This window comes from Micromonospora sp. NPDC002411 (genome assembly GCF_053592955.1).
Genome location: NZ_JBSFBM010000206.1, coordinates 1 through 12,391, shown reverse-complemented (window position 1 = coordinate 12,391; position 12,391 = coordinate 1). Strand labels below are relative to the sequence as shown.

12 protein-coding genes are annotated in these 12,391 nt (G+C 67.5%); 4 read left to right on the top strand and 8 right to left on the bottom strand.

Going from position 1 to position 12,391, the window contains the following annotated elements; translation table 11 throughout:
* Positions 1-170: 170 nt before the first annotated feature.
* A complete protein-coding gene (locus tag ACWCO3_RS22700) occupies positions 171-1,100 on the bottom strand; it encodes an NADP-dependent oxidoreductase (protein WP_145780048.1) in 930 nt (309 codons plus the stop codon).
* Between the two features lie 50 nt (positions 1,101-1,150).
* Here ACWCO3_RS22700 and ACWCO3_RS22695 point away from each other — a divergent pair, with 50 nt between their 5' ends.
* Positions 1,151-1,798 carry a TetR/AcrR family transcriptional regulator gene (locus tag ACWCO3_RS22695; protein ID WP_145780049.1) on the top strand — a complete coding sequence of 216 codons (648 nt, stop codon included), beginning with the start codon at positions 1,151-1,153 and terminating at the stop codon, positions 1,796-1,798.
* 141 nt (positions 1,799-1,939) lie between these two features.
* On the opposite strand, the gene ACWCO3_RS22690 is transcribed toward ACWCO3_RS22695, so the two are convergent.
* The 3 genes from ACWCO3_RS22690 to ACWCO3_RS22680 form a co-directional block, all read right to left on the bottom strand.
* Positions 1,940-2,509 carry an aspartyl/asparaginyl beta-hydroxylase domain-containing protein gene (locus ACWCO3_RS22690; RefSeq protein ID WP_145780050.1) on the bottom strand — a complete coding sequence of 190 codons (570 nt, stop codon included), beginning with the start codon at positions 2,507-2,509 and terminating at the stop codon, positions 1,940-1,942.
* A gap of 52 nt (positions 2,510-2,561) precedes the next feature.
* Positions 2,562-3,206 carry a hypothetical protein gene (locus ACWCO3_RS22685; RefSeq protein WP_450011884.1) on the bottom strand — a complete coding sequence of 215 codons (645 nt, stop codon included), beginning with the start codon at positions 3,204-3,206 and terminating at the stop codon, positions 2,562-2,564.
* A 190-nt stretch (positions 3,207-3,396) separates the two neighbouring features.
* Positions 3,397-3,759 carry a cyclic-phosphate processing receiver domain-containing protein gene (locus ACWCO3_RS22680; protein WP_450011882.1) on the bottom strand — a complete coding sequence of 121 codons (363 nt, stop codon included), beginning with the start codon at positions 3,757-3,759 and terminating at the stop codon, positions 3,397-3,399.
* A gap of 263 nt (positions 3,760-4,022) precedes the next feature.
* Between ACWCO3_RS22680 and ACWCO3_RS22675 the strand changes: the two genes are divergently transcribed.
* From ACWCO3_RS22675 to ACWCO3_RS22665, 3 genes are all read left to right on the top strand, one after another.
* Positions 4,023-4,718, top strand: coding sequence for a suppressor of fused domain protein (locus tag ACWCO3_RS22675; protein ID WP_145780051.1), 696 nt, complete (start codon positions 4,023-4,025; stop codon positions 4,716-4,718).
* Entirely contained in the window at positions 4,715-5,023 is a 309-nt protein-coding gene (locus ACWCO3_RS22670; RefSeq protein WP_450011888.1) for an imine reductase family protein, read from the top strand. Before ACWCO3_RS22675 ends, ACWCO3_RS22670 begins: the two co-directional genes overlap by 4 nt.
* A gap of 483 nt (positions 5,024-5,506) precedes the next feature.
* On the top strand, positions 5,507-6,706 hold the full coding sequence (locus ACWCO3_RS22665; RefSeq protein ID WP_450011880.1) for a low temperature requirement protein A: 1,200 nt from the start codon (positions 5,507-5,509) through the stop codon (positions 6,704-6,706).
* A 361-nt stretch (positions 6,707-7,067) separates the two neighbouring features.
* Here ACWCO3_RS22665 and ACWCO3_RS22660 read toward each other — a convergent pair whose 3' ends face one another.
* From ACWCO3_RS22660 to ACWCO3_RS22645, 4 genes are all read right to left on the bottom strand, one after another.
* Complete coding sequence (locus tag ACWCO3_RS22660; RefSeq protein ID WP_450011878.1) at positions 7,068-7,991, bottom strand: AEC family transporter; 924 nt, start codon at positions 7,989-7,991, stop codon at positions 7,068-7,070.
* A 1,151-nt stretch (positions 7,992-9,142) separates the two neighbouring features.
* A complete protein-coding gene (locus ACWCO3_RS22655; protein WP_145780056.1) occupies positions 9,143-9,772 on the bottom strand; it encodes a TMEM175 family protein in 630 nt (209 codons plus the stop codon).
* A 195-nt stretch (positions 9,773-9,967) separates the two neighbouring features.
* Entirely contained in the window at positions 9,968-11,143 is a 1,176-nt protein-coding gene (locus tag ACWCO3_RS22650; RefSeq protein WP_145780057.1) for a zinc-dependent alcohol dehydrogenase, read from the bottom strand.
* A complete protein-coding gene (locus ACWCO3_RS22645; RefSeq protein ID WP_244311628.1) occupies positions 11,140-12,060 on the bottom strand; it encodes an SRPBCC family protein in 921 nt (306 codons plus the stop codon). The genes ACWCO3_RS22650 and ACWCO3_RS22645 overlap by 4 nt, the downstream gene beginning before the upstream one ends.
* Between the last annotated feature and the right edge of the window lie 331 nt (positions 12,061-12,391).

Sequence of the window (12,391 nt, the reverse complement as noted above, 5' to 3'; positions counted from 1 at the left end):
GTTGGATCGACCTATATGACGCGCCCGTCACCGTGGGTTGCGGCCCCGGACCCACAACCGGCATCGGGGGCCGCTTCCTGCTGTGTCGGTGCCTTCCGGCCGACACCGTCCTGGTGCTCGCCCTGGCCGCGCGTGCTCGGGTCAGGCGGACAGACGCTGGGTCGGGTGCCCTACGGCTTCAGCACGATTTTGCCCCGTGCATGGCGGGACTCACTCAACTCGTGGGCGGCGTTCGCCTCTTCCAGAGAGAACACGGCAGCGACCGGCACTGTGAAACGACTTCGTTCGGCGAGTTCGCCGGCGGCAGCGATTCCTTCGAGAGCCGGCGTGTCCGCGCCGGGGCCAGAGCCGCGCGACAGGTGCACGCCGTAGGCCGTGGCGTTGATGTCGGCGATGCTCACCACCCTGTCCGGGTTCGCGACCAGGCCGACCAGGTCGGGTATGGAGCCAGAGCCGGCACAGTCGAGTACGACATCGACCCCGCTGGGCACCAGAGTGTGGACCCGCTCGGCCAGTCTGGGACCGTAGGTGGTCGGGATCGCCCCGAGCGAGGCGACGAACTCATGGTTGCGCTCGCTGGCCGTGCCGATGACGGCCGCGCCGCGAGCGACGGCGAGCTGGATCGCGGTCGTACCGACCCCGCCGGCCGCGCCCTCGATCAACAGCGTAGTGCCGTCCTTGACGCCCAGCCGGTCGAGTACTCGGGTGGCCGTCTCGATGTTGCCCGCCGCGCCGCCGGCCTGCTCCCAGGTCAGGGCGGCCGGCTTCGGTGCCCACGCGGCCAAGACGGCGTATTCGGCGTTCGCCCCGCCCATCTGGGCGTAGTCCGTTATCCCGAAAACCTCATCGCCTACCCGAGCGGTGGTCACCCCGTCACCGACCTCATCCACCACGCCGGCGGCGTCGACGCCGGGCACGTGCGGCAGGCGGAGCGGAATCCAGTCCTGGAATTGGCCGGCGCGGACGTATGTGTCGGCCGGATTCACACCCGAGGCCCGAACCGCCACCCGTATCTGGCCGTGTCCGGCGTGCGGTTCCGGTGCCTCGGAGACCTCAAGGACACTCGCGGGACCGTACTTCGAAAATTGCAAAGCCCTCATGCAGGCGGACGCTAACGCACGCCGCTGTCCGCCTCGCTAAAGTGAGAGCCGTGACCGATCGTTTGCCTCACACCCTTCGCTCCGACGCCCTGGACAACCGCGAGCGCATCATCGAGGCCGCCCGCGCGGTCTTCGCCGTTGACGGCCTGGATGTGCCCATGCGGGAGGTTGCCCGACGCGCCGGGGTTGCACCTGCCACCCTGTACCGCCGATTTCCGACCAAGGAGATGCTGGTCACCGAGGCATTCGCGGAACAGATGCACGCGTGTCGCGCCGTTGTCGACGAGGGTCTTGCCGATCTGGATCCATGGCACGGTTTCTGTCTTGTGATCGAGAAAATGTGTGAACTGCACGCACGCGATCGAGGCTTTACCGCAGCTCTCATTTCGACCTTTCCCAATGCGGTTGATTTCGAGGCGCGCCGTGAATACGCGCTCAGAGCGATCGACGAACTGGCCCGCCGCGCCAAGGAAACGGGGCGTCTGCGCCCCGACTTTGTCCTGGACGACGTCCTCCTCGTGCTCATGGCCAACAGCGGTATCCACGCGACCTCGCCGACCACCCAGGTCACCGCCTCCCGGCGCTTCGCCGCACTCGCCATCTCGGCATTCCAAGCCTCCCCGGATGTCTCGCCGCTCCCGCCCGTGGTGCGGTTGGCACCCCCGGCGTCGGTGTCCAGGCGCAGCCAAGCGGGCTAGCCCTGCTCATAGGGTCTGGTCAGGCGCGCGCCAAGGGCCGCACCTGGTACGACGCCCGCTTCCTGCCCCCGTATCGGCCCGGCCGCTTCTACGGGCTGCTGTTCACGATCGTGATCCTGTTCGCGGTGCAGGGCGACGCCATCACCGGTCGGGACCTGAACGTCGTCCGCGTCGCCGTACGAAGCCGGCCACCGAGGCCGGCGGTTCATCCTGCTGCATGTCCTCGCAGCCGGGACGGACGAAGTCGAACAGGAGCACAACGCGGTCACTGGTGCCAAAGTTCCACGCCTCATGCGTGACGGTGTCGTCGAAGACGAAGGTTTCGCCCTCGCGCCACTGTCGAGTCTCGTCGCCCACTCGCAGCGCGCAGTCCTGCGGCACGACGAGCCCGAGATGCGCGCGGTAAACGGTGGTAACCCATCCCTGATGTGGCTTGATGTGGGTGCCAGGAGCCATCCGAGAAAACCCAGCGGTCGTCAGGTGAGGGACCTTCGTCAACGCGGAGGCGGTGTTCGGGCATGCCTCGAGGGCCTCCTCGATCCGATCCCCGAAGGCGACAAGTCCATAGACACTCCAGCCCTGGCCGTACATCTCGCGTTGGACCCACGGCTGGTAGGTGTCAAGCGGAAGAGCAAGGCATTCATCCCGGATGGCATCCCACCGTGCCCGAAGCTCGGCCAGGAAAGGGAACTGCCGCTGGTTCACGAACATGGGAAACCATGATGCATCAACGTGGCGTCTGCCGGGAGCTGCGTGATGTCCGCTAGACCTCGAAGGTGAACTCGAAGGTGCCTGCTTCGATGCGGTCGATGAGTTGGCTGACATCGCTAGCTTGCCGAGTCGCGCTCTCCCAGCCACTGCTGGTGATGTCGGCCAGTAGTACTGGTGCGGGTTCGCTGCGCAGGTCGAGTACGAGCTGTTCGCGTGAGCCGTCGCCGCCGATGATCGCGATGCCGGGATGCTCATCGGTGGCCTGGTCCCATGCGTCATGCACCTCGAGCATCTCGCGCGGGGAGTTGAGCCATACGTAGGCTCCGCTGGACATCCAGCCTCGCCGGAACCACGACTCGCCTTGGAGGTAGGTGCGCCAAGCGGCCGGCAGAGGTCGGCCCAGGGCCTTGTCGGCGTCGGTGAACTCCTGGTCGTCCACCGGGCCGCGGTACTCGGCTTCCTCGATGATGGCGCCGACGATGTGGGCGTTGAAGTCGGCGAGCTCCTCGGCGGGGATCCAGTACTCCAGCACGTCGCGGCCACCGGCCTGATGAACCTCGTGACGGTCCAGGTACGACCGCTGGACGTCGAACCGGGTTACGTAGCCGACTCCCTCGGCGGGCACGTTCCACTCGCGGGCGATCTTCGTGGCGTACCAGCGGTTCAGGACGGGGTAAAAGATCGGCTGGTCCGCCAAGCGTGGTGGCCACGACCGCCAACCCGACTCCGCGACGAGGTCACGTTCGGCCTGTCCGGTGGGCCTCCACAGGGTGATCGTGTCCGAGTTGTCGATCGTCTTCTCCTCGCCAATTGGGGGTTACGGGGTGGTCGTGGTGAGCCGCTGCCCGAGTGTGACAGCCGTCCGGCGGGCGTTCGTGCCGGTCAGTTCACGCACGGCTGTCGACATAGCCGACGTCCGTGGAGCCCGTGGCGACGTGAACGCGATACCCCCAGCGTCGGAGGACCTGAGCGATCTTTGCGGCGCCCGCCGGGTTGGCGGAGTGAACGTTGATGACGCCGACGTCAAAGGGGCGCTCGTCGAAGGCAGCCCGTTCCAGGACTTCCACGACCGGCCAGATCGTGTCGTCCCCGCCGAGGTCATGGTCCAACCACAGCTCGTCCAGGCGGCGGCCCCGGTACCGATCGAGGAGTTCAACTCCGGCAGCACTGGTACGGGCCACCGCGGCGCTACGGCCATCCACGAACGAGCGGAGGTCATCGACCAGGACGATCACTCGGCGGGCATCCACGCGATGATGATGCCTGGCCCCGCCAGGATCCGACATCCGGATTTGGCCGTCGACCGTGCGCGTGGGTGCCGAGTGTCCGTCGCCCTTCGCGACTACCAGTGGCGGCGCGGGTGGGAGTGGATTTTGCGCAGGTTGGAGGAGTGGTCCGCGCACGGGAGCGTCAGTACCCGTGGTTGGGTTCACAGGTCGTCGACGCCCGCTCATGGCCGATGCGCGTGCCCCCGGTCGCGCCCTCGTCGGGCCCTTGCATAGGCTGCGTCGCCATGGACGAGCCGAGCGGGTCAGGAGTCCTCCGCCATCAGTCGTTGCACGACGGGTTCGTGCCGGCGCAGGGACCGCAGCAGGCCTTCGCCGACGCCATCGACCGACACATCGAGGAACACTTCGGGCCCGTCGAGTTCGTTTACCACGAGATCGCCTCGCACCTGGTCGGTGTGCATGTCTATGTCGTGGCCCCAACCGAGGAGCGCCCGTACCGGACGCTGATCACTTCTGGGATGAGCGAGCTGCCGATGGCAGTCCCGGAGGGCCACGACATCAGCCCGTACGCGGAACTGATGCTGAGCCTGCCGGCAGATTGGCCACTGACCGAGGTAGCCGGGATCGGCGACGAAACCGGGTGGCCGCTGCGGGCCCTCAAGCAGGTAGCTCGGCTACCGCACGAGTACGGAACCTGGATCGGCGAATGGCATTCCGTGCCGAACGGCGACCCCGCGCAGCCGTACGCTGCGGACACCCCGTTCGCCGGAGTCGTCGTCACGCCGATGCTGCGGGTGCCGCCAGAGGCCCGGACGATCGACGTCGGCGGCGGCATCCGAATCGCATTGCTCGCGCTGATCCCTCTGCATCCTGAGGAGATAGCGGTCAAGGTCGAACGCGGTACCAACGCACTCATCGAAATCCTTGACCGTGGCCGCATCACCGAGCTGTTGGACCCGCATCGGCCCTCGTACGCCTGACAGCTCGATCCGACGCGCTGATCAACGTCACGTGCGCGCTTCTCCGCGCCGGCGAGGAAACCCCCGGCGCCGCGCTGGACGCCGGAGAACACCCCGGCGATCTCAGCACTGTCACCATGATGGGCGCGACCGCCGACCACATCGTCGAGACCAGCACGACACTGGGCCTCGACCTCGCGCTTCCCCTGGCCGTGCGAGCGCATTATCGGCATGCGATCGAGAATGGGCACGGTGGCGACAACTGGACCCGCATCATCGACAGCATCCGCGAACCACGGGACAAGCCGCGTCGTCTCATCAGCTGACGTGCGGGACCGGGCCTTGCCGTCGTTCGTCGTAGGCGCAGCGGGCGGCGACGTCGGGATCCGGCGATCCTGACCCAGCACCTCACCAGCTGCTTCCCGTTGCACCTTCGAGGCAACGGATGGGTGAGAGCGCCGGCTCCGCTGGGCGGTGGCGGTTACTGCGGGATGGCGGCGCAACCAGCGGGAGCGAGGCCGATTCAGCGACGTCGCCCAAGCGATCGAGAAGGTCGGCCGGCCGGTGCTGCCGCGTCCTGTAGTCGTTGCCCGCTGCCGGCGGGCCCTGCCGGGAAGCCGCGTAGCACGTCGGTCAGCCAGCCGTCGGCTTTTCGGGAGAGGGCGGCGCTGGGAGCGGTGCAGCCCTCGTCGGCCGTCAGGCTATTTGGTCATCGCGGTTGCATCTTATCCGTGGGCGCTGCGGCAACGTGGTACGACTGCTTCAGCGATTAGCCGACGAAGCGGGCGGCCCGGGTGACGAGGAATGAAGTGGCCAATCTTCTGCGCAGGCGTGAGAGTCCGCAGCGGCCGACCTTTCTGGAACTGTTCTTCGACCTCGTCTACGTCTTCGCGCTCACCCGGATTGTGCACGAGTTGGTGTTGGACTACACCAGGGGTCATGTCGCGGAGCGGTTGACCACCTCCCTCGCGGAGAACGGCGAGACTCTGCTGCTGCTTCTGGCGCTATGGTGGATCTGGACCCAGACGGCATGGGTGACCAGCAGATTCGATCCGTTTCAGCCGCCGATCCAGTTCGTTGTCGTTGCGACGATGTACGGAAGCCTTCTCATGGCGGTCGCGATTTCGGGGGCTCTCGCCGAGACTGGCCTGCTCTTCGCGAGCACCTATGTCGCGATTCAGGTAGGCCGCACCCTCTTCTTCGTAGGGATCGTGCGCGGTCATAATCTGCGCCGCGTCAATATGTTGGCGCTCATCTGGTTCGGCGCGTCGGCCGTACCGTGGCTCGCCGGAGCCTTTGCTCCCGAGGTGACGCGCAATTCGCTGTGGACGGTGGCCCTGGCAATCGACTACCTCGGGGCCAGACTCGGCTGGCCGGTCCCGGGGCTGGGTCGCTCGCGGGTGTCACCGTGGGCCGTCGCGGGCGAGCACTTGGCCGAACGCTACTGGCAGCTTGTCATTGTCGCGCTTGGCGAGACGATCCTGACCTCCGGATCGAGTCTTCTCCGCGGTCCGATCGTGGCTGAACGAATGATGGCCCTTACCTTGTCGTTCCTCACGACGGTGTTGCTGTGGCGGATCTACTTCTATCGAGCTGGCCAAATTCTGGGCGAGGCCATCGCGGCATCCGCCGACCCCGGCCGGCTCGGTCGGTTGGCCGAGTTCGCACACCTGCTCATGGTGTCCGGCATCCTTGCCAGCTCAGCCGGCTCCGAACTCGTCCTGATCGATCCATCCGGAGACGCCAAACCCGCCTGGGTCGGAGCCATCCTCGGAGGGCCTGCGCTCTACCTCGCCGGGCGCTCAGTATTCGAGTACGTGGCCTTCGCCCGAGTGTCCTGGCCGCGGCCGATCGGGATTCTCGTCCTCGCGGCCATGGCACCGATCATGGTCGGCCTACCGCCCCTCGGGGTCGCCGCAGCAGCAGTCGCCGTCCTGCTCGGCGTTGCCGTCTCTGACACGACCCGAGCCCATGGGCTACCACTGGAAGAGGCCTCGCCGCCACGCTGACGTCTACCCAGCACCACCAAACACAGCGCCCGCTCATGTTGATGGGCGGAAGCTTGCTCCGGCACTCCTCGTAGGGATCGTTGGGTCGTGAAGCGAATATGAGGGTGTGTGCGGCTTCAGTGCCCGTTGAGACGCGCGGCTGCGGCCTGACGCACGGATCCTTCCTCAATAGGGTCGTCGCGTAGCGTGAGTAGCCAGCGCTGCGTCTGGTCCGTGAGCGGGGCGTGCTGAGCGGCCAAGAGCCGGACGTCGGGCTCACAGTCGAGGTGACAAGACGGCAGCACGTCAGATGTCTTGTCCGCATGAGGTATGCCGACGTAGCGACCGCGTCCCAGCTGAAGGTCTCACGTTGCGCGTTCGGCTACCCGAGCAACGCCGCCGCTGCGGCCAGGGTGGCCAGAGACAGCGTTGTGGTCACCACCACCGCCCGGTTGGCGACCGTCTCGCCGACGCCGTACTCCTGGCTGTAGATGAACGTGTTCTGCGCTGTCGGCAGGCCCGCGCACACGACCACGGCGAGCAACTGTGGCGCGGATAGGTGCAGGGCCAGCCCGACCGTGTACGCGATGACCGGCTGTGCGACGAGCTTCAGCGCGGTGATCACGGGCAGCTCGGTCAGCTGGGTCGGCTCGGCCCGCGACGGCCCCGTGCGGTGCAGCGACGCGCCGAGCGCGACCAGGGCTGTCGGAACCGCGGCGCCCGACAGCAGGGTGAGCGGTGCGCCGGCCGCCGACGGCAGATGCAGGCCGGTAGCCGAGCAGACGACACCGAGCAGCGACGCCAGGATCACCGGGTTACGTACCGGCAGGGAGGCGATACGGCGGACCCGTACCCGCCCGGCCGGATCGCTGTGCCGGTCCAGGGCGACCAGGATCACGGGCGTCACCACCAGCACCTGCAGCAGCACCACCTCCGCCAGGAACGACACGTTGCCGAGTACCTGCGTGGCGATCGGGATGCCGAGGTTCGCCGAGTTCACGTATCCGGCGGCCATGCCCCAGATCGGCCGTTCGCCGGGCTCGCGACCGAACAGCCAGCTCGCGCCGACCCACCCGGACCCGACGACCGCGGCCGTGCTCACTGCAAAGGCGAGCAGCGGGCGGCCGGCGATACCGGACAGCGGCATTCGGGACAGAGCCAGGAACAGGGCGGACGGCATCGCAAGATGGAACACGAATCGGCCGAGCACCGAGGCCGCCGCCTCGCCCAGCAGGCCCCAACGACAGGCCGCGTAGCCGAGGGCGGTAAGGATCCAGATCGGTACGAACGCCGACACCAAGCTCATACAGGCGTCACCGGCGGGCGGGTGTGGCGCCGGCTCAGGGCCTGGCGAGCGTCCGGGGGGTACGAGTCGAGAAACCCGGCGACAATCTCCACCTGGGCGAGGACGTCATCGACCTGCCGCAGGGTGGGCCCGGCTCCGTGACACTCCACCGCGCATTCGCCGGTCTTCAGATACACCGACGCGTTCACGGTGCGTACCAAGCCGCCGGGCAGCCGGGGCTTGTCCACGTGTACGCCGATCGGGAGGCCACGCCTTCAGCCTCGCATCCCGTCCGGACCGAGCAAACATCGCGCTCATCCGCAGCTGCACGGGGTCGTCCCCAACGTGTACATCTGCCGCTGACTGCGCGTCCGGCGCCGTCCTGTCGTACCGACGAGCGGACGCCCGTGGCGGCCCGGCTCGCAGCTCTGGAAGCCGGGACGATGGTGCCGTCACTGATCGGCCTGGTCAACTGGAGACGACCCACCGTTCTGGCCGCGCGTCAGCGCGACCATCATCGAAAGCCTCTCCCCCTACCGCAGGGTCAGTCAATCGGGAGACCGAGGATGGGGCTCGGGAGCATCCCGTCAGCCGGCTGTACGGCATTTGCTGCCGGCAGACGGGCAGGTGCCGAGCTGACCGACGAGCGCGGGGAGGAGGGTAATCGAGGGTCAGGCCGTACCCTGGCGGTTGACCCGCCCCTCCCGGGCCGCCTTCGACCGGCTGTGGTCGCGCTCGGTGCCGGCTGATCCGGTCGCAGTGCGCTCGTGCCGCTGATTCGGCGAGTGCTCCACCGTGGCCCCCTGCCGACCCCGTGCTCCGCTGCCCGGGTGCCGGCGGCCCCGCGCCGACTCGCCGCCGCTGTCATGCTTATTACGCTGTTGGCTACCCATGCCCGGGTGGATACCCGGTGCTTGGGCGCCCATGCTTTGAGCGGGACGGCTTCGGTGAGGATGCCGAACTGTTCGAGTTCGACGATGTTCTCGGCCGGATGCAGTCGGCAGGCCGCGATCTGCACCGCACTATCGATCTGCGGACGCCGTTGTTGGCGCAGTGGATGGGTCTGGTTTTCATAGCCTCAGGCTGGCCGCGCCCTGTGATCGCTCGGGTGAACGGCTGCTGGAGGAGGCGCCTCGGATCGGTTGCCCAGTGGGGAAGCGGTTCGTCCGCCCTCAGGCTGGTGGCGGAGGCCGGTGGGTGATATCTCGGGTCACGCGCAACTGGTACAGGCCGGCGCTGGTGATGGCGTAGAAGACGGGCAGAAGTGGAAAGATGACCAGGCCGATCAAGGGAGCCACCAGGTAGCCGACCAAGCCGGCGAGGACATACAGCACGACCCCCGTGAGGGCGCGGACTCGCTCGACGCGAAAGAAGCCGTCCTTGACTTGTTCCTTCAGCAGGTCGGGGTTCCGAGCCAGGTAGTGGTAGAACGCCAGCCACGTCGCGCACAGCAACGCGCCGATCAACGCGTAGAAGGCGACGGCGACCCGTTGGTCCATGTTGTTGTGTTCCTGCAACGCATCCGACACGACGACTGTCGGGAACGGCAGCAGCGCCGTGCTGAACAGCACGAACAGGTTCATCCAGTGCAGGCCGCGATCGACCTGCTTGATGCGGTTGAACGCCGCCTTGTGGTTGAGCCAGACGACGGCCACGTACGAGTAGGACGCGAGATACGCGACGTACGACGGCCACTGGTTGAGCAGGCCAGACAGGAGGCGGCCGGGAGGAACGTCCGGCACCCGCAGGTCCAAGACCAGCAACGTGATGATGATGGCGAAGATGGCGTCGCTGAACGCCACCGCGCGGCTGGTGTCTGACCGGGTGCCTAGGTCTGCGTCTGGCGCGCTCACCGCCTGCGCCTACCCAGGGTCGTCTATGGCAAACAGATGGAGAGCCGGGGTTGCGACTGCAGGGTGCCGCAGAAGATCGGTGCCCGCGGACAGACGCCGCATCCGGCCACCGGGCGTGCCGCGGTGGCCGGATGCGGGTGGTGGTCAGGGTTTGAGGACGACCTTCTCGCAGTTGTCCTGCTTGTTCTTGAAGATCTCGAAGCCGCGTTCTGCCTGGTCGAGCGGCAGGGTGTGGGTGATGACCCGGGTCGGGTCGATCTCCCCACGTTCGATGCGCTGCAGCAGCGGTTTCATGTAGCGCTGCACGTGGCATTGACCGGTACGCAGGGTCAGCGCCCGATTCATCCACGCCCCGGCCGGGAACTTGTCGAGGAAGCCGCCGTACACGCCGATGACCGACACGATGCCGCCGCTGCGGCAGGACAGGATCGCCTGCCGCAGTGCGTGTGGGCGCTCAGTCTCCGAGCGGACTGCCTGCTTGATCCGGTCGTAGGCGTGCACGTGCGCGGCACCGTGGCTGGCCTCCATGCCGACCGCGTCGATGCACTTGTCCGGTCCCCGCCCACCGGTCAGTTCGAGCAGCCGGGACCGCACGTCGACATCCTCGAAGTTCACCGGCGTGTGGCCCGCCCGTTCGGCCATCTGCAGCCGGTACGGCTCCTTGTCGATAGCGATGACCTTCGCCGCGCCGAGCGCGCGGGCACTGTCCATCGCGAACTGCCCGACCGGGCCGGCGCCCCACACCGCCACCACGTCGGTGGGCTGGATGTCGCACATCTCGGCGCCCATGTAGCCGGTGGGCAGGATGTCGGAGAGGAACAGCACCTGCTCGTCGGTGAGGTCGGACTCGATCTTCAGGGGACCGACGTCGGCGAACGGCACCCGCGCGTACTGCGCCTGACCGCCGGCGAAGCCGCCGGTCAGATGCGAATAGCCGAAGATTCCGGCGACCGGGTGGCCGAACATCTTCTCCGCGATCCCGGCGTTGGGGTTGGAGTTCTCGCAGCAGGAGTACAGCTCGGCGGCGCAGGCGCCGCACGCGCCGCAAGCGATGGGGAACGGTACGACGACCCGGTCCCCGACGCGTACCCGACCTGGGTCGACGCCCCGGCCGACCTCCACCACCTCGCCCATGAACTCGTGACCCATGACGTCGCCGTCCTGCATCGTGGGCACGTACCCGTCTAGCAGGTGCAGGTCCGAGCCACAGATCGCGGTGGAGGTGATCCGTACGATGGCGTCGCGGTCGTTGAGGATCTTCGGGTCCGGTACGTCACGGACCTTGACCTTGTTGCGGCCCGCCCAGGTGTTCGCCCTCACGCATCCGCCCCCTTCGCGAGCTCGGAATCCGACAGCGGTTGCGCCGGACGTTGCGGGAACTCCTTGCGGGCCCGCTTGCCCCACGGGGCGCCCTCGGATCGGACCACCTGGCCGGTCTCCAGCACCTGCTTGAGCCGGCGAAGGTCGTCGTCGAGCTGCTGGTGCGGTTCCTCACCGAAGTACCTGGCGACCACCTTGCCGACCGCGCCGCCCGGGATGTCGTACGACATGACGACGTGCACCTCGGTGCTGACACCATCCGGGGCGGGCGCGAACCGGACTGTGCCGGCGTTCGGCACGTCGGCATTACCGGTGGACCGCCACGCGATCTTCTCCCCGGGTGCCTCGTCGATGATTTCCGCGTCCCACTCGACGTTCTTGCCGAAAGGCGCGCTGGCGGACCAGTGGCTCGTACGGTCGCCGGTGGCGCGGATCTTCTCAAGGTGTGCCATGAACGTGGGGAGGTTGTCCAGGTCACGCCAGAACGCGTAGACCGTGGGCGGGGGTTTGCGGATGGTTGTCGTGGCTGTCAGCTCCATGGGTCCTCCTTCGCGTGAGCCTCGTACCGCCGGCGCTGAACTCATCCTCTGCACGCGGGTGGCCTGCATGGCGGTCAGCAGATCCACCACGGTGATCCCGACGATGGCGCCGGTGACACCGACGAGGCGACGCCGGCGGTGCCCGCCGCGGTTAGCGATGGCCACCCCGAGAGAGGCCAGGTCCATTGCGTCGCCCACAACCCGGGTCCACGCCCACATGCCCTTGCGCCGGCTCGTCAGGAGCCCGGCCGCATGGACCAACTCCCTCGCCCCGACCAGCGGCACCACCGCCCGGGAGGTCGAGGAGTCGTCCACCCCGCTGATCCGGCGCACCGCGTCCGGTGCCGCCAGCTGTGCCACGCCCAGACCGAGACTCATCCAGCCGAGCCGGCGCCCTCGCCGTCGGACGTCTTCCTGCCTGGCCTGCGCGGCCTCTCGGGTTGCTAGTTGAGTCACGGGTAACCTCCGTATTGGGTCGCCTCTCGGCTGAGCCATTCCGGCTCACGGAAGTCCGGGGATGCGACCTGTAGAGGCGCGCATACCCCCCGGAAACCACCTCAATCCGTGCATCGGTCGCGGTATGGAGGTGATCCCTGTCCTGCTGCTCAGGACGGCGTGCGGGCCGCGACCACCAGCAGCCCGCACCATGCGCACCAGTCCCGCACAGCCGTTGCCAGGCAGGAGCGGCGGCGTTTCGGCCGTCGGGATC